The 18,925-nt window shown below is 72.3% G+C and carries 17 protein-coding genes; 8 read left to right on the top strand and 9 right to left on the bottom strand.

Translation table 11 applies throughout. The features are described from left to right. Positions 1 to 123: 123 nt before the first annotated feature. From ACWGDX_RS37585 to ACWGDX_RS37575, 3 genes are all read right to left on the bottom strand, one after another. Positions 124 to 1,779 carry a phospho-sugar mutase gene (locus tag ACWGDX_RS37585; RefSeq protein WP_453633072.1) on the bottom strand — a complete coding sequence of 552 codons (1,656 nt, stop codon included), beginning with the start codon at positions 1,777 to 1,779 and terminating at the stop codon, positions 124 to 126. Between the two features lie 174 nt (positions 1,780 to 1,953). Further along, on the bottom strand, positions 1,954 to 2,784 hold the full coding sequence (locus ACWGDX_RS37580) for a purine-nucleoside phosphorylase (protein WP_363081323.1): 831 nt from the start codon (positions 2,782 to 2,784) through the stop codon (positions 1,954 to 1,956). Positions 2,785 to 2,968: 184 nt separating this feature from the next. Next, complete coding sequence (locus ACWGDX_RS37575; protein WP_093601482.1) at positions 2,969 to 3,406, bottom strand: gamma-glutamylcyclotransferase; 438 nt, start codon at positions 3,404 to 3,406, stop codon at positions 2,969 to 2,971. Positions 3,407 to 3,746: 340 nt separating this feature from the next. On the opposite strand from ACWGDX_RS37575, the gene ACWGDX_RS37570 reads away from it, so the two are divergent. Next, a complete protein-coding gene (locus ACWGDX_RS37570; RefSeq protein ID WP_453633064.1) occupies positions 3,747 to 5,186 on the top strand; it encodes an NAD(P)H-quinone dehydrogenase in 1,440 nt (479 codons plus the stop codon). 332 nt (positions 5,187 to 5,518) lie between these two features. Then, positions 5,519 to 6,517 carry a DeoR/GlpR family DNA-binding transcription regulator gene (locus ACWGDX_RS37565; RefSeq protein ID WP_453633070.1) on the top strand — a complete coding sequence of 333 codons (999 nt, stop codon included), beginning with the start codon at positions 5,519 to 5,521 and terminating at the stop codon, positions 6,515 to 6,517. A gap of 106 nt (positions 6,518 to 6,623) precedes the next feature. On the opposite strand, the gene ACWGDX_RS37560 is transcribed toward ACWGDX_RS37565, so the two are convergent. Beyond that, positions 6,624 to 7,211 carry a TetR/AcrR family transcriptional regulator gene (locus ACWGDX_RS37560; RefSeq protein ID WP_453633062.1) on the bottom strand — a complete coding sequence of 196 codons (588 nt, stop codon included), beginning with the start codon at positions 7,209 to 7,211 and terminating at the stop codon, positions 6,624 to 6,626. Positions 7,212 to 7,303: 92 nt separating this feature from the next. Then, positions 7,304 to 9,058, bottom strand: a complete 1,755-nt coding sequence (locus ACWGDX_RS37555) for an acetyl/propionyl/methylcrotonyl-CoA carboxylase subunit alpha (RefSeq protein WP_453633060.1) — start codon at positions 9,056 to 9,058, stop codon at positions 7,304 to 7,306. A gap of 305 nt (positions 9,059 to 9,363) precedes the next feature. Between ACWGDX_RS37555 and ACWGDX_RS37550 the strand changes: the two genes are divergently transcribed. Further along, entirely contained in the window at positions 9,364 to 9,846 is a 483-nt protein-coding gene (locus ACWGDX_RS37550) for a hypothetical protein (RefSeq protein WP_453633058.1), read from the top strand. Between the two features lie 27 nt (positions 9,847 to 9,873). Here the strand turns inward: ACWGDX_RS37550 and ACWGDX_RS37545 are convergent, their stop codons facing one another. The 4 genes from ACWGDX_RS37545 to ACWGDX_RS37530 form a co-directional block, all read right to left on the bottom strand. Continuing rightward, the gene (locus ACWGDX_RS37545; protein ID WP_453633057.1) at positions 9,874 to 10,488 is read right to left on the bottom strand and encodes a Maf family protein; all 615 of its coding nucleotides are present in this window, start codon (positions 10,486 to 10,488) and stop codon (positions 9,874 to 9,876) included. A gap of 20 nt (positions 10,489 to 10,508) precedes the next feature. Beyond that, the gene (gene mmpB, locus ACWGDX_RS37540; RefSeq protein ID WP_363081316.1) at positions 10,509 to 10,637 is read right to left on the bottom strand and encodes a morphogenic membrane protein MmpB; all 129 of its coding nucleotides are present in this window, start codon (positions 10,635 to 10,637) and stop codon (positions 10,509 to 10,511) included. 94 nt (positions 10,638 to 10,731) lie between these two features. Beyond that, the gene (locus tag ACWGDX_RS37535; protein WP_383031750.1) at positions 10,732 to 10,938 is read right to left on the bottom strand and encodes an acyl-CoA carboxylase epsilon subunit; all 207 of its coding nucleotides are present in this window, start codon (positions 10,936 to 10,938) and stop codon (positions 10,732 to 10,734) included. Positions 10,939 to 10,978: 40 nt separating this feature from the next. Then, positions 10,979 to 12,628 carry an acyl-CoA carboxylase subunit beta gene (locus tag ACWGDX_RS37530; protein WP_453633055.1) on the bottom strand — a complete coding sequence of 550 codons (1,650 nt, stop codon included), beginning with the start codon at positions 12,626 to 12,628 and terminating at the stop codon, positions 10,979 to 10,981. Between the two features lie 116 nt (positions 12,629 to 12,744). Here ACWGDX_RS37530 and ACWGDX_RS37525 point away from each other — a divergent pair, with 116 nt between their 5' ends. The 5 genes from ACWGDX_RS37525 to hutH all read left to right on the top strand — a co-directional run bounded on the left by ACWGDX_RS37525 (position 12,745) and on the right by hutH (position 18,845). Next, positions 12,745 to 13,605 carry a biotin--[acetyl-CoA-carboxylase] ligase gene (locus tag ACWGDX_RS37525; RefSeq protein ID WP_453633053.1) on the top strand — a complete coding sequence of 287 codons (861 nt, stop codon included), beginning with the start codon at positions 12,745 to 12,747 and terminating at the stop codon, positions 13,603 to 13,605. A gap of 250 nt (positions 13,606 to 13,855) precedes the next feature. Next, on the top strand, positions 13,856 to 15,007 hold the full coding sequence (locus ACWGDX_RS37520) for an adenylate/guanylate cyclase domain-containing protein (protein ID WP_453633051.1): 1,152 nt from the start codon (positions 13,856 to 13,858) through the stop codon (positions 15,005 to 15,007). A 66-nt stretch (positions 15,008 to 15,073) separates the two neighbouring features. Beyond that, positions 15,074 to 15,895: an enoyl-CoA hydratase/isomerase family protein gene (locus ACWGDX_RS37515; protein ID WP_453633050.1), complete on the top strand. Its 822-nt coding sequence runs from the start codon at positions 15,074 to 15,076 to the stop codon at positions 15,893 to 15,895. Between the two features lie 128 nt (positions 15,896 to 16,023). Further along, positions 16,024 to 17,094 carry a GGDEF domain-containing protein gene (locus ACWGDX_RS37510; RefSeq protein WP_453633068.1) on the top strand — a complete coding sequence of 357 codons (1,071 nt, stop codon included), beginning with the start codon at positions 16,024 to 16,026 and terminating at the stop codon, positions 17,092 to 17,094. 209 nt (positions 17,095 to 17,303) lie between these two features. Beyond that, positions 17,304 to 18,845, top strand: coding sequence for a histidine ammonia-lyase (hutH, locus tag ACWGDX_RS37505; RefSeq protein ID WP_453633066.1), 1,542 nt, complete (start codon positions 17,304 to 17,306; stop codon positions 18,843 to 18,845). The last annotated feature ends 80 nt before the right edge of the window (positions 18,846 to 18,925 follow it).

Here is an 18,925-nt window from a genome sequence, read left to right as displayed (position 1 = left end):
ACGCACCTCCGGAGGCCCCGGCACCCGCACCACCCACGCACCGCTCCCGCGCCGCAGGCGCGCACCGCCCCGCACCGCCCCGCACCCCCCCCGCGCCGCAGGCGCGCACCGCCCGCCCGCAGGCTAAATACCCGCCGCCGTCGACAGATCCCGCTTCAGCGCCGCCAGTACCCCCGCCCCCGTCGCCCGCGCCCCCGCCAGGCCCGGCGCGTCCGCCACCGGGATCACGACCTCCAGGTAGCACTTGAGCTTCGGCTCCGTACCGCTGGGCCGCACGATGACACGCGCCCGGTACGTCCCCTCCAGGTGGTAGCGCAGGCCGTCCGTCGGCGGGAGCGTGGCCGAGCCCTCCGCCAGGTCCTCCACGGAGACGACATCCAGACCGGCCAGCACCACCGGCGGCTTCTCCCGCAGCCGGCGCATCGCGTCCGCGATCAGCGACAGGTCCTTGACGCGCACCGAGAGCTGGCCCGTGGCGTGCAGGCCGTGGGTGACGGCCAGATCGTCCAGGAGATCGCTGAGCGTACGGTCCTGGGCCTTCAGCTCCGAGGCCAGTTCGGCGACGAGCAGCGCGGCGGTGATGCCGTCCTTGTCCTTCACCCCGTCGGGGTCGACGCAGTAGCCGAGCGCCTCCTCGTACCCGTACCGCAGGCCCTCGACGCGTGCGATCCACTTGAAGCCGGTCAGCGTCTCCTCGTACCCCAGCTCCGCCGCCCCGGCGATCCGCCCCAGCAGCGAGGACGAGACGATCGACTCGGCGAACGTGCCCGTCGCGCCCTTGTGGACGAGATGCGCGGCGAGCAGCGCGCCGGTCTCGTCGCCGCTGAGCATCCGCCAGCCCGCGCCGCCCTCCGCCGTGTCGTCGGGCACGGCCACCGCACAGCGGTCCGCGTCCGGGTCGTTGGCGATGATCAGATCGGGCTGGGCGCGCCGGGCCGTGGCGAAGGCCAGATCCATCGCGCCCGGCTCCTCCGGGTTGGGGAACGCGACGGTCGGGAACGCGGGGTCGGGCTCCGCCTGCTCCGCCACCAGGACGGGCTCGGGGAAACCGGCGCGCGCGAAGGCCGCGAGGAGCGTCTCCGTACCGACACCGTGCAGCGCCGTGTGGACGATCCGCGCGGTCCGCGGTGTGCCGGGGGTCAGGACCGCGTCCGTACGTTCCAGATACGCGGCCAGGACCTCGTCCCCGAGGATCTCCCAGCCCTCGCCCGGACGCCGTACGGAGCCCAGCGGGCCGATCGCGTCGATCTCGGCCGCGATCTCACCGTCCGACGGCGGCACGATCTGGGAGCCGCCGCCCAGATAGACCTTGTAGCCGTTGTCCTGGGGCGGGTTGTGGCTCGCGGTGACCATCACCCCGGCCACGGCGCCGAGATGCCGTACGGCGAAGGCGAGCACCGGGGTGGGCAGCGGCCGGGGCAGTACGGCGGCGCGCAGACCCGCGCCGGTCATCACGGCCGCGGTGTCCAGGGCGAAGTCGGCCGACTTGTGGCGGGCGTCGTACCCGATGACGACCAGTCCCCCGTCGGCGCCGCGGTTCATCAGATACGCGGCGAGCCCGGCCGCGGCGCGGATGACCACGGCGCGGTTCATCCGCATGGGCCCCGCGCCCAGTTCCCCGCGCAGCCCGGCCGTGCCGAACTGCAGCGTCCCGGCGAACCGTTCGGTGAGTGAGTCCAGATCCCCGGCCTCGATGACCGCGGCGAGTTCCGCGCGGGTCCCGGGGTCCGGGTCCTCGGCCAGCCAGGCCCTGGCCCGGCTGATGACGTCCTGCTCCATGGGGTCCTGCTGCTGCACGGTGGGGGACCTCCTCGCGCCTAAGCCGGCGCCGCTCTCGCGGAGTGGTTGGTCTCCGCTTCGGTTGCTCGATGCGCTTCGGTCGCCCGAGGCGTGGTGGACGCGGTACCGGTACCGGGACCTGGTCGATCGTCCCGGCCAGATGTCATTCCCGGCTCAGACGCGCTCAAGCACCTGGGCCAGCAGGGCACCCATCTGCGTCGCCGAGTCGCGGCCCGCCTGGAGGACCTCCTCGTGGTTGAGGGGTTCGCCCGACAGACCCGCGGCCAGATTGGTGACCAGCGAGATCCCCAGTACCTCGGCGCCCGCCTCGCGGGCCGCGATGGCCTCCAGGACGGTGGACATACCGACGAGATCGCCGCCCATCACCCGGACCATGTTGATCTCGGCCGGGGTCTCGTAGTGCGGCCCGGGGAACTGTACGTACACCCCCTCCTCCAGAGCCGGATCGATCTCCTTGCACAGCGCGCGCAGCCGCGGCGAGTACAGGTCCGTCAGATCCACGAAGTTCGGGCCGACGATCGGGGAGACGGCCGTCAGATTGATGTGGTCGCTGATCAGCACGGGCTGGCCGGGGCGCATGCCCTCGCGCAGTCCGCCGCAGCCGTTGGTCAGGACGACGGTCTTGCAGCCGGCGGCGACGGCGGTACGGACCCCGTGGGCCACGGCGGCGACGCCCCGGCCCTCGTAGTAGTGCGTACGGCCGAGGAAGACCAGCGCGCGCTTCTCGGCGATCTTGTACGAGCGGATCCTGCCCCCGTGACCCGCGACGACGGGCGGGGGGAACCCCGGCAGATCGGTCACGGGGAACTCCGCCTCGGGCGCGCCGAGCGCTTCGACGGCCGGGCCCCAGCCGGAGCCCATCACAAGGACGACGTCATGGGTCTCGGCGCCGGTCAGTTCGCGCAGGCGCGCGGCGGCGGCGCCGGCGGCGGCCAGAGGGTCGGCGGGTCCGTCGGCGTTGGCCTGGATAACAGATGCGTTCACGCGGATGAGGGTAGCCGGTCATTCCCTACGCGCGTAGATGATGGGCACACGCTCTTGACATCGTTGTACTGCCGTTTCGGACAGACGGCGTCGCCGCGGGAGTGCGAATGGATGACCAGGCGCCCGGTATGCGCCGTATGACCATCGATTTCAGGCCGGGTGCGTGTCACCTCGGCGCCCTGGCTCAGCAGGGACGCTTGCGCAGTTCCATCACATAGTCGTGGGGCGCGCCCGCCGATTCCGCCGCGTCCGCCAGCTCGCCCAGATAGCGGGCGGAGGGGAGGCCGCCCTCGTACCCGTTGAGCACATACATCCAGGCCGGCTCCTCGCCGTCCAGGGTGTGCACCCGGATCCGCATCCGGCGGTATATGTCGAGCCCCACGCCCTCCCAGCGGTCCATGGAGTCCTCGTCCATCGGGGCGATGTCGTACAGCGCGACGAAGACCTGGGAGCGCGGCGCCTCCACGACCGTGACCAGCGCGCCCTCCCAGCCCATCTGCTCGCCGCCGAAGGTGAGCCGCCAGCCGTTGAGCCAGCCGGTGCCGCGCAACGGGGAGTGCGGGGCGCGGCGGGACATCAGCCGCGCGTCGAGGTTGCCGGCGTACGCGGCGTAGAGCGACATGAGGTTGAGGGTACGGGAGGTACGGGCGTGGCCGCCGGTCCACCGGTCCGGCCCGACGGCCGGGTCCACCGGACGGGGCGGACGGGCTTTCCGAGCGGGGCGGACGGGTTTCCGGGCGGGGCCGGGGGTTCCGTGGCGGCGGCGCCGGGGTTTCCCGGGCGGCGGGCCGCGTGGCTCGTGCGGCGGCGGGCGCCCTGGGTTCCCGGATGGAGGCCCCGGGGCGAAGCCGCTTGAAGCGTGCGGGACAATGGAGTACGTACTGCATCCCCCGGGGGGCTCCCCCGGAACCCCGGCCGGGGTGGCAGACGGGCCGGGTCGACAACGCGAGGCGGACTTTTTCGTGACCCGGATCGTGATCATCGGCGGCGGACCCGGCGGCTACGAGGCTGCCCTGGTGGGCGCCCAGCTCGGGGCCGAGGTGACCGTCGTCGACTGCGACGGCCTCGGCGGGGCGTCGGTGCTCACCGACTGCGTACCGTCGAAGACGCTCATCGCGACGGCCGAGGTGATGACCACCTTCGACTCCTCGTACGAGGAGCTGGGCATCATCGTCGCCGACGACACGCCCCCCGCGGAGCGGTCGGCCCGTGTCGTCGGGGTCGATCTGGGCAAGGTCAACCGGCGTGTGAAGCGGCTCGCGCTCGCGCAGTCCCATGACATCACCGCGTCCGTCACCCGGGCCGGCGCGCGCGTCATGCGCGGCCGGGGCCGGCTCGACGGCCGGCAGGCCATGGACGGTTCGCGGCAGGTGATCGTGACCGCGGCCGACGGCAGCGAGGAGTCGCTCACCGCCGACGCCGTGCTGATCGCCACCGGGGCCCATCCCCGGGAGATCGAGGACGCGCGGCCGGACGGCGAGCGCATTCTCAACTGGACCCAGGTCTACGACCTCGACGAGCTGCCCGAGGAACTGATCGTGGTCGGCTCGGGTGTGACCGGAGCCGAGTTCGCCGGTGCCTACCAGGCGCTGGGCTCGCGGGTCACGCTGGTCTCCTCCCGCGACCGGGTGCTGCCCGGCGAGGACCCGGACGCCGCCGCCGTGCTGGAGGACGTCTTCCGGCGCCGCGGGATGAATGTGATGTCCCGCTCCCGGGCCGAGGCCGCCAAGCGCGTGGGCGACCGGGTCGAGGTCACCCTCTCCGACGGGCGGATCATCACCGGGTCGCACTGTCTGATGGCGGTCGGCGCGATACCGAACACCGCGGGCATGGGTCTTGAGGAAGCGGGCGTGGTCCTCAAGGAGTCGGGCCACATCAAGACCGACCGGGTCTCCCGTACCTCCGCGCCGGGCGTCTACGCGGCCGGCGATGTCACCGGGATCTTCGCGCTCGCCTCCGTCGCGGCCATGCAGGGCCGGATCGCGATGTACCACTTCCTCGGTGACGCGGTGGCTCCGCTCAACCTCAAGACCGTCTCGTCGAACGTCTTCACCGACCCGGAGATCGCCACCGTCGGTTACAGCCAGGCGGACGTCGACAGCGGCAGGATCGACGCGCGCGTCGTCAAGCTGCCGCTGCTGCGGAACGCGCGCGCGAAGATGCAGGGCGTCCGGGACGGCTTCGTCAAGATCCTCGCCCGTCCCGGTACGGGCATCGTGGTCGGCGGCGTGGTCGTCGCGCCGCGTGCGAGCGAGCTGATCCACCCCATCTCGCTCGCGGTGGACAACAGTCTGACCGTCGAACAGATCGCCAACGCCTTCACCGTGTATCCGTCCCTGTCGGGCTCGATCGCCGAAGTGGCACGGCAGTTGCACACCCGGAAGACGGCGGAGGAGAACTGACACGGGCGGAGTCCCCGTCCGGGAGGCCGGCCGGGGCTCCGTCCCGGGTCTCCGCGGGGTCCGTACCGCGGTCCCGCCGGGGTTCCGCCGTGGTCCCGCCGGGGGGCGCTTCGCGGCTGTGACGCGGTCCTGACGTGATCGCGGCGCCGGGTTCCGGTGGGGTTCTGACGGGGTTTGGGCGGCTTGGACGACGGTCGTGTCCCCGTATACCACTTCGGGCGCTCGTCTGTGTACAACTTCTGTTATTCGGCGCAAACTGCTGAAAGCAGACGGTCGTTGGGGTTACTGTCAGTTTCGTGTTCGCTGCAGAACGTCGTCAATTGATCCTCGAAATGGTGCGAGCCAACGGAGCCGTGTCGCTCCGTGAGCTCGCCCGCGTCGTCCAGACCTCCGAAGTGACCGTACGGCGGGACGTGCGGGCGCTCGAGGCAGAAGGACTCCTCGACCGCCGGCACGGCGGTGCGGTATTGCCGGGCGGATTCACGCGAGAATCCGGCTTTCCGCAAAAGTCCCATCTCGCGACGGCGGAGAAGACGGCCATCGCCGATCTCGCCGCGAGCTTCGTCGAAGAGGGCGAAGCCGTGGTCGTCGGCGCCGGTACGACCACGCAGGAGCTGGCCCGCCGGCTCGCGCGGATCCCCGGGCTGACCGTCGTCACCAACTCACTACTGGTCGCCCAGGCGCTGGCCCATGCCAACCGGGTCGAGGTCGTCATGACCGGCGGCACGCTGCGCGGGTCGAACTACGCGCTGGTCGGCAGCGGGGCCGAGCAGTCCCTCCAGGGGCTCCGGGTCACCCGCGCGTTCCTCTCGGGGAGCGGGCTGACGGCGGAGCGCGGTCTCTCCACCTCCAACATGCTCTCGGCGAGCGTCGACCGGGCGCTGGTGCAGGCGGCGGCGGAGGTGGTGGTGCTGGCCGACCACACCAAGCTCGGTACGGACACGATGTTCCAGACGGTGCCGACGGATCTGATCAGCCGGCTGGTGACCGACGAGCCGCCCGCGCACGACGACCGTGCCGGTACGGAGCTTCAGGCCCTGGCGGACCAGGGCGTGCAGATCGCGGTGGCGGGTGCCGGTGGCGCCGGCGGCGGTGCGGGTGTCCAGGGCGGGGCCGGCGGGTCGGCGGGCGCGGGTGGCCCGGTGGGCGCGGGCGGCTCGGGCGGGGACGGTGTTCCGACGGGGCGTCAGCCCCGCAGGGACGTGCCGCTTCCGGGGCAGCGGCGTACGCACACGGGCGGTCCGGGGCCGCAACTGCGCAGCGCGGCGTCGTCGCTGACCACGCAGGAGCCCGGGGAGCGGGCGCGAGTGGCGGATCTGCGGCGGCGGTAGCGGCCCCGGCGGTTCGGTGCGGGGCGCCGCCGCGTGGTGCGGGTCCGGAGGCGCGGGGTGCGTGGCACGCCCTGCGGCCCGGCCCGGCCGCCGATTGAGGTTAGGGCTAGGGGTGCGGCTTCAGGCCTGTCAGGGTCAGGTTCAGCAGACGGGCCGCCAGCTCCGGATCCGCCGGTGACTGCTCCGCCGCCAGCGCGATCGCGTTCGTCAGCTGCATCAGATCGTCGATCGAGACCTCCGGCCTGACATGGCCGGCTCGCTGCGCCCGTACCAGCAGCCGTTCCCCCGCCGCCCGCAGCGGCACGCTGCACTGCGACAGCGCGGAACTCTTGTCGTACGAGACCGACATGAGCGCCCGCGCGAGCCCGCGGTACTCACCCGCATGGGTGATGAGGGCGCGTAGCCACGCCACCAGCGCCTTACAGGGCGGTTCCGCGTCGGCGAGTTCGCGTGACCGTTCGAGCAGGGCCGCGAGGGCCTCCTGGAAGACCGCGTTCAGCAGCGCGTGGCGGTTGGGGAAGTGCCGGTACAGCGTGCCGATCCCGACGCCCGCGCGGCGCGCGACATCCTCCAGCGAGGCGTCCGTACCGTGCTCCGCGAAGCTGGCGCGCGCTTCGAGGAGCAGCCGGTCGTAGTTGCGGCGCGCGTCCGCGCGCATGGGCCGGGGGCGGCTCTGTGCCGTGCTCGTCGCCATTCGCGGTCCTTCCTTCGCCCGTCCCAGCATGCCAGGCCCGGGGAAACGCCGGGGGGCCACCGATGGATACGGCGGCCCCCGGTGCGGACGCGTCAGTCCTTGATCTCGCAGATGGTGGCGCCGGAGGTGAGGGAGGCGCCGACTTCGGCGGCGAGGCCCTTGACGGTGCCCGAGCGATGGGCGTTGAGGGGCTGCTCCATCTTCATCGCCTCCAGGACCACGATCAGGTCGCCTTCCTTGACCTCCTGGCCCTCCTCGACCGCGACCTTGACGATCGTCCCCTGCATCGGCGAGGCGAGGGTGTCGCCCGAGGCGGCCGAGGCGGACTTCTTCGCCGCCCGCCGCTTGGGCTTCGCGCCGGCGGCCAGACCGGTGCGTGCCAGGGTCATACCGAGGCTGGTGGGGAGGGAGACCTCAAGGCGCTTGCCGCCGACCTCGACGACCACGGTCTCGCGGCCGGGCTCCTCGTCGGTGTCGGTGTCGGCCGGGCTGGTGAAGGCGGGGATGTCGTTGACGAACTCGGTCTCCATCCACCGGGTGTGGATGGTGAACGGGTCGGCGGTGAAGGCGGGGTCGGTGACGACCTTGCGGTGGAAGGGCAGTGCGGTGGCCATGCCCTCGACGGTGAACTCGTCCAGCGCGCGGGCGGCGCGCTGGAGGGCCTGTTCGCGGGTGGCGCCGGTGATGACGAGCTTGGCGAGGAGGGAGTCCCAGGCGGGGCCGATGACGCTGCCGGTCTCGACACCGGCGTCGAGGCGGACTCCGGGGCCGGTGGGGGGCGTGAAGAGGGTGACGGTGCCGGGGGCGGGCAGGAAGCCCCGGCCGGGGTCCTCGCCGTTGATCCGGAACTCGAAGGAGTGCCCCCGCACCGGCGGGTCGTCGTAGCCGAGCGGTTCGCCGTCGGCGATCCGGAACATCTCCCGGACCAGGTCGATGCCGGTGACCTCCTCGGTGACCGGGTGTTCCACCTGGAGACGGGTGTTGACCTCCAGGAAGCTGATGGTGCCGTCGACGGCGACCAGGAACTCGACCGTGCCCGCGCCCACGTATCCGGCCTCCTTGAGGATGGCCTTCGACGCCGCGTACAGCTCCGCGTTCTGGGCGTCGGTCAGGAAGGGGGCGGGGGCCTCCTCGACCAGCTTCTGGTGACGGCGCTGGAGGGAGCAGTCCCGGGTGGAGACGACCACGACATTGCCGTGGGTGTCGGCCAGGCACTGGGTCTCCACATGGCGGGGCCGGTCGAGGTAGCGCTCGACGAAGCACTCGCCGCGGCCGAACGCGGCCACCGCCTCACGGACCGCGGAGTCGAACAGCTCCGGGATCTCCTCCAGCGTGCGCGCGACCTTGAGCCCGCGTCCGCCGCCGCCGAAGGCCGCCTTGATCGCGATCGGCAGACCGTGCTTCCGGGCGAAGGCCACCACCTCGTCCGCGCCGTCCACCGGATCCGGGGTGCCCGCGACGAGCGGGGCACCGGCGCGCTGGGCGATATGCCGGGCGGCGACCTTGTCACCGAGGTCGCGGATCGCCTGGGGCGGCGGACCGATCCAGGTCAGACCGGCGTCCAGGACCGCCTGCGCGAACTCCGCGTTCTCGGACAGGAAGCCGTAACCCGGATGCACCGCGTCGGCACCCGAATCCTTCGCCGCCTGAAGCACCTTGGCCATGTCCAGATAGCTCGCGGCCGGGGTGTCACCGCCGAGAGCGAACGCCTCGTCCGCCGCGCGGACATGCGGAGCGTCCCGGTCCGGATCCGCGTACACCGCGACGCTCTCGATCCCGGCATCCCGGCACGCACGGGCAACCCGGACAGCGATCTCGCCACGGTTGGCGATGAGCACCTTGCGCACGATGGCTCCCTCCTTGAAACAAGCTGAGTTTAGGGACTGCCGACACGCCCCATCGAACAGTCCCCATTCGTGAGCTTCCCCACACGGAGCGTGTTTCGAGGCTCGCTCAAGTCGCGAAATCCCTTGTGACACCACGGTACGCCGCGATCCCCCGTCGCACAGTAGCGTCCGGATGTGGTCCAGCTCTCTGTCCGAGTGCACCTCGGCCGATCGCGATTCTTTGTGGAGTCCCTACGAATGGCCGAATGATTCTTTGCCTCCGCTCGGGCCCTTGTCCGGAGGTTTACCCGTTAGTAGCGTGCGCGATGTCGTTCGTACTGGCGGTAACAGCGATAAGAGGGGGAGCCGTGGCGCGGAGACCGGTGGCATGGGTGGCTGCGATCGTGCTGCTGCTGGAGGCGATCGGCGTCGTGTTCGTCAACGGGGTGCTCGCCACGGTGGTGGACAACCAGCGCATGTCCCTGGCGGGGATCGACCCGGGCGCGATGTCCACGGGCACCTGGGTGACGGGCGGTGTCCTCGGGCTCGGTCTCGTACTCTGCGCGGCGGTTCTGGTCCGTACGGCCGTCAGGGACCGCGCCCCCGGCCGGACCGGCCGGTTCGCGCTGACCGTCTGCGCGGTCGTGCACGCGGTGCTGGGCGCGCTGTCGGTGGGGCTGCTCGGGTGGACGGCCTTCGCGTTCATGATGGTCGTCCTGGGGATGCTCGTACTGGTCCTGGTCGCGTACGGACCCGGGCGCGGCAGCCGTGACGACTCCGCGCGGGCGGAGGGACCGGCTCCCGCCTGAGTCAACCGCCGTGCGGGCGCGGGCGGTTCAGACCCACAGATCGGTGATCCCGGTCCCGAGCTTGGCGAGCAGTCCGCGCAGCAGGGGCAGCGACAGGCCGATGACATTGCCGTGGTCGCCCTCGATCGATTCGACGAAGGGCGCGGAGCGGCCGTCCAGGGTGAAGGCGCCCGCCACATACAGGGGTTCGCCGGACGCGACGTACGCGGCGATCTCGGCGTCGCTCGGGCTGCCGAAGTGGACGGTGGTCGAGGCGGTCGCGGACGCGCGCCGACCGGTCGCGGTGTCGATCACGCAGTGACCGGTCCGCAGCACCCCCGCACGGCCGCGCATCGACTTCCAGCGGAAGGTGGCCTCCTCGGCGTCCACGGGCTTGCCGAGCGCCTCGCCGTCGAGGTCCAGTACGGAGTCGCAGCCGATGACCAGGGCGCCGGCCGCCTCCGGGAGCGCGGCCACGGTGGAGGCCTTGGCCTCGGCGAGCACGAGGGCCAGTTCGGCGGGGGTGGGCGCGGACAGCGCGTCCTCGTCGACACCGCTGACGACCACCTCGGGCGCGAGCCCGGCCTGCCGGAGCAGTCCGAGACGGGCGGGGGAGGCGGAGGCGAGGACGAGCCGGCGGCGCTGATCAGTCATACGGGTCATCGTAGGGCGCGGTCCGCCCGTCAATGAAGGCCGAGCACGATCATGGCCACCACCGCCGTCAGCGCGAGCAGCACACCCGCGCGGCGCAGCATGGTCTGCGCGTCGCGCAGCTCCTCGGGCGGCTCGTTCTCGGGATCGGACCACAGCATGGGACCGATCCTCCGGCCGCCGCGCCCGGAACGCTTGAGTACCCGTACTCAGCCGCCGTCCCCGTACCCGGCCGCCGTCCTCACCCGGCCGCCGTCATCCGGGCCAGTACGTCCGTGCCCAGGCGCGCGGACCCGGGCTCGGGGTGCGGTGGCGGGCGATACGGGTGGGGGAGGACCACTCGGCGGGCGGCTCGGGCGCCCGTTCCGGGGAGCGGGCCGCCGCCGCGGCACGGGCCTGGACCACCGCCAGCGCGGCGGCCAGTTCCTCACGGGTCGGTTTTCCCCGTACGACCTTGATCATCTGCGACTCCCTTCCCGTCCGGGCGGAACGACCGGACACCCTAGAGCGGAATGTTGCCGTGCTTCTTCGGAGGCAGGCTCTCCCGCTTCGTACGGAGCTGACGCAGCCCCTTCACGATATGCGCGCGGGTGTCCGAGGGCATGATCACCGCGTCGACATAGCCGCGTTCGGCCGCCGCGTACGGATTGAGCAGCGCGTCCTCGTACTCCTGGATCAACCGGGCGCGCGCCGTCTCCTGCGCCTCCTCGTCACCGGCCGCGGCGATCGTACGGCGGTGCAGGATGTTCACCGCGCCCTGCGCGCCCATCACGGCGATCTGCGCGGTCGGCCAGGCCACATTGAGATCGGCGCCGAGATGCTTGGAGCCCATGACGTCGTACGCGCCGCCGAAGGCCTTGCGGGTGATCACCGTGATCAGCGGGACGGTGGCCTCCGCGTAGGCGTAGATCAGCTTGGCGCCGCGCCGGATGATGCCGCCGTACTCCTGGTCCACGCCCGGCAGGAAGCCCGGGACGTCGACGAAGGTCAGCACCGGGATGTTGAAGGCGTCGCACGTACGGACGAAACGCGCGGCCTTCTCCGAGGCGTTGATGTCCAGACAGCCCGCGAACTGCATCGGCTGATTGGCGACGACACCGACCGGGAAGCCCTCGACCCGGCCGAACCCGGTGATGATGTTCGGTGCGAACAGCGCCTGGGTCTCCAGGAACTCGCCGTCGTCCAGCACATGTTCGACGGCGGTGTGCATGTCGTACGGCTGGTTGGCGGAGTCGGGGATCAGGGTGTCGAGTTCGCGGTCGTCGGCGGTCGTCTCCGGATCGGCCTGCTCGGGGAAGGCGGGCGGCTCGGAGAGATTGTTCGACGGGAGGTAGGAGAGCAGGGACTTGACGTACTCGATCGCGTCCTTCTCGTCCCCCGCCATATGGTGGGCGACCCCGGAGGTCGTGTTGTGGGTACGGGCGCCGCCCAGCTCCTCGAAGCCCACGTCCTCGCCGGTCACCGTCTTGATGACATCGGGCCCCGTGATGAACATGTGCGAGGTCTGGTCGACCATCACCGTGAAGTCGGTGATCGCCGGGGAGTAGACCGCGCCGCCCGCGCACGGGCCGACGATCAGGCTGATCTGCGGCACCACACCCGAGGCGTGCACATTGCGGCGGAAGATCTCGGCGAACAGACCGAGCGCGGCCACGCCCTCCTGGATACGGGCGCCCCCGCCGTCGTTGATGCCGATGATCGGACAGCCGGTCTTCAGGGCGAAGTCCATCACCTTCACGATCTTCTCGCCGTAGACCTCGCCGAGCGAGCCGCCGAAGATCGTGAAGTCCTGCGAGTAGACACAGACGGGCCGGCCGTCGACCGTGCCGTAACCGGTGATGACACCGTCGCCGTACGGGCGGTTCTTCTCGATGCCGAAGGCCGTGGAGCGGTGCCGGGCGAACTCGTCCAGTTCGACGAACGACCCCTCGTCGAGCAGCAGACCGACGCGCTCACGTGCCGTCAGCTTGCCCTTGGCGTGCTGTTTCTCCACCGCGCGCGCCGAGCCCGCGTGGGTGGCCTCCTCGATACGGCGCCGCAGATCGGCGATCCGGTCCGCTGTGGTGTGGGCCGCGGCGGTCCCCGGGGACGTGTCCGCGGGGACTCCGGCGGTTTCGGCGGTGGGTCCCTGGGCGATTTCCGGCTCGGACATCGGGATGCGGCTCCCTGCGGGTCACGGATGCGGGTATTCCGGTGCTACTGATCCGTAGCGTATCGGCGTGGATACCGTTCGGCAGTGCGGTGTTTGCCACACCTAGGGTGGCTTGCATGAACGACTCCGACACCCCCGTGAGCCGCTGGTCCGACCTCGACCGGCCACCTCTCAACGCTAGCGCGCTGCGGCGCGGGCTGATCAGGCCCGGCGGTCTGTGGACCTCCCTCGACGTGGTCCCCGCGACCGGCTCCACCAACACCGATCTGGCCGGGCGGGCCGCGGCGGGCCTGGCCGAGGGCGCGGTGCTGGTCGCCGAGGAGCAGACGGCGGGACGGGGCCGGCTGGACCGGCGGTGGACGGCGCCGGCCCGTTCGGGACTCTTCTTCTCCGTACTGCTCAGGCCGGGACCGGACGTACCGGTCCGCCACTACGGCTGGCTGCCGCTGCTGACCGGAGTGGCCGTGGCGACCGGTCTGGCACGGGCGGCGGGCGTGGACACATCCCTCAAATGGCCCAACGACCTGCTGGTGACCGTGGAGGGCGGGGAGCGCAAGGCGGGCGGGATCCTCGCCGAGCGCGCGGGGGACGGCGCGGTCGTGGTGGGCATCGGGCTGAACGTCTCGCTGCGCGCGTCCGAACTGCCCGTGCCGACGGCCGGTTCACTCGCCCTGGCGAACGCGGTGTCCCTGGACCGGGACACCCTGCTGCGGGGAGTGCTGCGGTCACTGGAGCGGTGGTACGGGCAGTGGCGGACGGCGGGCGGCGATCCGGCGCTGTCCAGGGTCCAGGAGGCGTACGCGGCGGGGTGCGCGACCCTGGGACGGCCGGTACGGGCACAGCTGCCGGGGGACCGGGAGCTGGCCGGGGAGGCGGTCGCGATCGACAGCGAGGGCCGGCTGGTCGTACGGACCGGGGACGGCGAACGGCACCCGGTGGGCGCGGGCGACATCGTGCATCTGCGGGCGGCCGGGTGAGCCGGGACGGCGGAGACCGGGCCGAGCGGAGCGGCGGGGTTCGCCGGGTGGGCCGGGTGGGCCGGTGGCGGCGCGCGACGGGGTGAATCCGGGGTGTCAGGACCCGGTGGAACCGGTCACGCCGACGGCCCCGCGGACGTATAAATAGGCTGGTGGGTGGGACGTGAGCCAGGGCACATCTGCCGTATCGTTGAGGCGGTCCACGACAGATCGGCAGGACAGTGCGCAGGGAACGGGCAGGAGGCGGCTGGTGACCGTCGACGATTCGACTTCCGGCGAGGACGCGCAGCGGCCGTCGGAACCGTCCGGATTCCCGACCCCGCACCATGTCGTCGACCACACGGCCGAGCCGACCGACGACCCGCTGGCCATCCGTCTCGAACAGCTCATTCTCGGCGCGGAGCGCCGCTACACCCCCTTCCAGGCGGCCCGTACCGCCGGGGTCTCGATGGATCTCGCCTCCCGCTTCTGGCGCGCGATGGGCTTCGCCGACATCGGCCAGGCCAAGGCGCTCACCGAGGCGGACGTCCTGGCGCTGCGCAGGCTCGCGGGCCTGGTGGAGGCGGGGCTGCTCAGCGAGCCGATGGCGATCCAGGTCGCCCGGTCGACGGGACAGACCACCGCCCGGCTGGCGGAGTGGCAGATCGACTCCTTCCTGGAGGGGCTGACCGAGCCGCCCGAGCCGGGCATGACCCGTACGGAAGTCACCTATCCGCTGGTGGAACTGCTCCTGCCGGAGCTGGAGGAGTTCATCGTCTATGTCTGGCGGCGCCAGCTCGCCGCCGCGACCGGACGGGTCGTCCAGGCCGCCGACGACGAGGAGATGGTCGACCGGCGGCTCGCCGTCGGCTTCGCGGATCTCGTCGGGTTCACCCGGCTGACCCGCAGGCTGGAGGAGGAGGAACTGGGCGAGCTGGTCGAGGCGTTCGAGACGACCTGCGCCGACCTCGTCGCCGCGCACGGCGGCCGGCTGATCAAGACGCTCGGTGACGAGGTCCTGTTCGCGGCGGACGACGCGGGCACGGCGGCGGAGATAGCGCTGCGGCTCATAGAGACCATGACCCATGACGCGTCCATGCCGGCGCTACGGGTGGGGATCGCGTTCGGCACGGTCACCACGCGGATGGGCGATGTCTTCGGCACGACCGTGAACCTGGCCAGCAGGCTCACCTCGATCGCGCCCAAGGACACGGTGCTGGTCGACGGCGCGTTCGCGGAGGATCTGATCCGCTCGGGCGAGGCCCCCGCCTCCGAGGCCCAGGCGGCCGAGGCGGCGGCGGAGGCCGAGAAGGAGGGCCACGCCCCGCCCCCGTACCGCTTCGGACTCCAGCCCATGTGGCAGCGGCCGGTGCGCGGGCTCGGTGTGGTGGAACCGTGGCTGCTGGGACGGCGCACCACATAGTCCTCGGCGACGGGGCGGCCTAGGATCGACTCCCGGTGAACCATCGTTAACCGGGAGGGTGTGGTCATGGCCGGGACTGAAGAGGTCGACGGGCGGCGGTTCGGGGAGTTCGTCGTCGTACGGCGGCACGGCGGCGGCGGTCATGTCGCGGAGCTGGTCCTCGACCGCCCCAAGGCGATGAACGCCGTGTCGACGGAGATGGCCGGGTCCATCGCCGCCGCGTGCACGGCGCTCGCCGCCGACGGGAGCGTACGGACGACCGTTCTGACCTCCACCCACGCACGGGCCTTCTGCGTGGGCGCGGACCTCAAGGAGCGCAACTCCCTGAGCGACGCCGAGCTGGTACGGCAGCGCCCGCTCGCACGCGCCGCGTACACCGGGGTGCTGGAGCTGCCCATGCCGGTCGTCGCCGCGGTGCACGGGTTCGCGCTGGGCGGCGGGTTCGAGCTGGCGCTCGCCTGCGATCTGATCGTCGCGGACCGTACGGCGGTCCTCGGACTGCCCGAGGTGTCGGTCGGGGTGATCCCCGGCGGCGGCGGTACGCAACTGCTGCCGCGCCGGGTCGGGGCCGCGCGCGCCGCCGAGCTGATTTTCACGGCCCGGCGCGTGGAGGCCGCGGAGGCGGAGCGGCTGGGGCTGGTCGATCTGCTGGTGGACGAGGGCGCGGACCGGGACGAGGCCCTCGCGCTGGCGGAGCGCGTCGCCGCGAACTCGCCCGTCGGCCTGCGGGCCGCGAAGCGCGCGCTGCGGCTCGGGCACGGGCTCGATCTGCGGGCGGGCCTGGAGGTCGAGGACGCCGCGTGGCGCTCCGTGGCCTTCTCCGGGGACCGCGCGGAGGGGGTCGCGGCCTTCAACGAGAAGCGGAAGCCGCAGTGGCCGGGAGAGTGAACGGGCCCCCGGGCGAACGCACGGTGACCGCCTTCCACCACGGATGATCAAATCCCGCCATACCGCCCTAAGCTGGGTTTGTGGAAGTGGACGGGAGACTGCGCGCCATAGTGGAACTGTCCCAGGCGATGGCGGCGGCCCCTACGGCGATCGAGTCCTGGCGGGCCGCCGCGGAGGGCGCGCGGGAGGCGCTCGGGGGGAGCTTCGCGGCGCTCTCCGTGTGGGAGCGGGATCTCGGGCGGCTCAAGGTGCTGGTGAACACGGGGGAGCGGGCCGAGGGGGAGGAGGAGTTCCCCGAGGACGAGACCTATCCCGTGCACCGGTTTCCCGAGATCGCCGAATTCCCGCACGGGCGGCGGGCGGGCGGCGGTCCGAAGGCCTGGGTCGAGACGGCGGACGGGGCGCCCGGCGCCCGTCATGAGCGGGCGGCCGCGCTCCGTGGCCGGGGCCGTGGCTGCTGTGTCGTCGCGCCGGTCGTGCTGAACGGGCGGGCGTGGGGCGAGCTGTATGTGGCCCGCCCCCCGGGGGAGCCGGTCTTCGGCCCGGACGACGCGGATTTCGCGACCGTCGTCGCGTCCGTGGTGGCGGCGGGTATCGCCCAGACGGAGCGGCTCGAAGAGGTCCGCCGGCTCGCCTTCACGGACCCGCTGACCGGGCTCGCGAACCGGCGGGCGGTCGATGTACGGCTGGACGAGGCGGTCGGCAGACACCGGGAGGACGGGGCCGTCGTGAGCCTGGTCGTCTGCGATCTCAACGGCCTGAAGCGGGTCAACGACACCCTTGGGCACGCGGTGGGCGACCGTCTGCTGGAACGGTTCGGCACGGTCCTGTCCGTATGCGGCGCCAGGCTCCCCGGGGCGCTGGCGGCGCGGCTGGGCGGTGACGAGTTCTGCCTGGTGGCGGTGGGGCCCACGGCGGACGAGGTGATCGCGGTGGCGGACGAACTGTGCGCGCGGGCGGCCGAGCTGAACCCGGGGGAGGGAGTGGCGTGCGGGATCGCCTCGACGGGGGACCCGATCGGGGAGGTGCGGACGGCGCGACGGCTGTTCCGGCTGGCGGACGCGGCGCAGTACCGGGCGAAGGGGGCGAGGTCGAGGGGGCCGGTGGTGGCGGGGCGGGACGGAACCGTACTCGCCCTGGCGGACACGCCGCCACGGGGCCCGGACCGCCGCCGCTTCCGCGCGCCGCCTCCCGGTTAGGGGGTCGCGGGTCCGTCCGCGTGCCGGTTCGTCCTCAATCGCCGGACGGGCTTGTTTTTTCGCACCGCGTTCGTCCGGGAGCCCGGCGCCGGGGCGGACGGTTCTGTCCTCAATCGCCGGACGGGCTTGATGTCGGCAGCCGCCCCCCGCCGGGAGGCGATCCGTTGGTGACAGGGAGGGATTCAGTCCGTAGGCTCCTGAATATGGATATGCACACTGTCGTGGTGGGGACGGCCGGGACGACCGGCGAGGATGTGGTCGCCGTGGCCCGTGGGCTCGCCAGGGTCGAGCTCTCGCCCGAGGCCCTCGACGCGATGGCCGCCGCGCGGGAGGTCGTGGACGCGCTCGCCGCCAAGCCCGAGCCCGTCTACGGCGTGTCCACCGGGTTCGGCGCGCTCGCCACCCGGCACATCGGCCAGGACCTGCGCACCCGCCTCCAGCGCAACATCGTGCGCTCGCACGCCGCCGGGATGGGCCCGCGTGTGGAGCGCGAGGTGGTGCGGGCGCTGATGTTCCTGCGGCTCAAGACCGTGGCGTCCGGGCGTACCGGCGTACGCCCCCAGGTCGCGCGGACCATGGCCGACGTGCTGAACGCCCGGATCACCCCCGTCGTGCACGAGTTCGGCTCGCTCGGCTGCTCCGGAGATCTCGCGCCGCTCTCCCACTGCGCGCTCACGCTCATGGGCGAGGGCGGCGCCGAGGGCCCCGACGGGGTGGTGCGGCCGGCCGCCGAACTGCTCGCCGCGCACGGCATCGAGCCGGTCGAGCTGCGCGAGAAGGAGGGCCTCGCCCTGCTCAACGGCACGGACGGCATGCTCGGCATGCTGGTGATGGCGATCGCCGATCTCCAGCGGCTCTACACCTCCGCCGACATCACCGCCGCGCTGAGTCTGGAGGCCCTGCTCGGCACCGCCAAGGTCCTCGCCCCCGAACTGCACGCCATCCGCCCGCACCCCGGCCAGGGCGTCAGCGCCGCCAATATGCTGCGGGTGCTCGCCGGGTCCGGGCTGACCGGCCACTTCCAGCAGGACGAGGCACCGCGCGTCCAGGACGCGTACTCCGTGCGCTGCGCCCCCCAGGTCGCCGGCGCCGGGCGGGACACCCTGGAGTACGCGGGTGTCGTCGCCGGCCGCGAGCTGGCCTCGGCGGTCGACAACCCGGTGGTGCTGCCCGACGGCCGTGTCGAGTCCAACGGGAACTTCCACGGCGCGCCCGTCGCGTATGTCCTGGACTTCCTGGCGATCGCCGCCGCCGACCTCGCCTCCATCGCCGAGCGCCGTACGGACCGGCTGCTGGACAAGAACCGCTCGCACGGGCTGCCGCCCTTCCTCGCCGACGACCCCGGGGTCGACTCGGGCCTGATGATCGCCCAGTACACCCAGGCCGCCCTGGTCAGCGAGATGAAGCGGCTGGCCGTTCCCGCCTCCGTCGACTCGATCCCGTCCTCCGCGATGCAGGAGGACCATGTCTCGATGGGCTGGTCGGCCGCGCGCAAGCTCCGTACGGCCGTCGGCCATCTCACCCAGGTGATCGCCGTCGAGCTGTACGCGGCGACGCGCGCGGTCGAGCTGAGGGAGGGTCTGACGCCCGCGCCCGCGTCCAGGGCCGCCATCGACGCCCTGCGCGCCGCCGGTGCCCAGGGGCCGGGCCCCGACCGCTTCCTCGCCCCCGATCTCGCGGCGGCCGAGGCCTTCGTCCGCGAGGGCGGGCTGATCGCGGCGGTGGAGCGGGTGACCGGGCCGCTGGCCTGAGGCGTACGGCGACTGGCCCGAGGCGTACGGCGGAGGGGGCCGCCCCGGGGGGCGGGGGCCCCCGCGGGGGTGGGGCTGGG

The organism is Streptomyces sp. NPDC055025, assembly GCF_053608565.1.
This window is presented reverse-complemented; position numbering and strand designations above follow the sequence as displayed.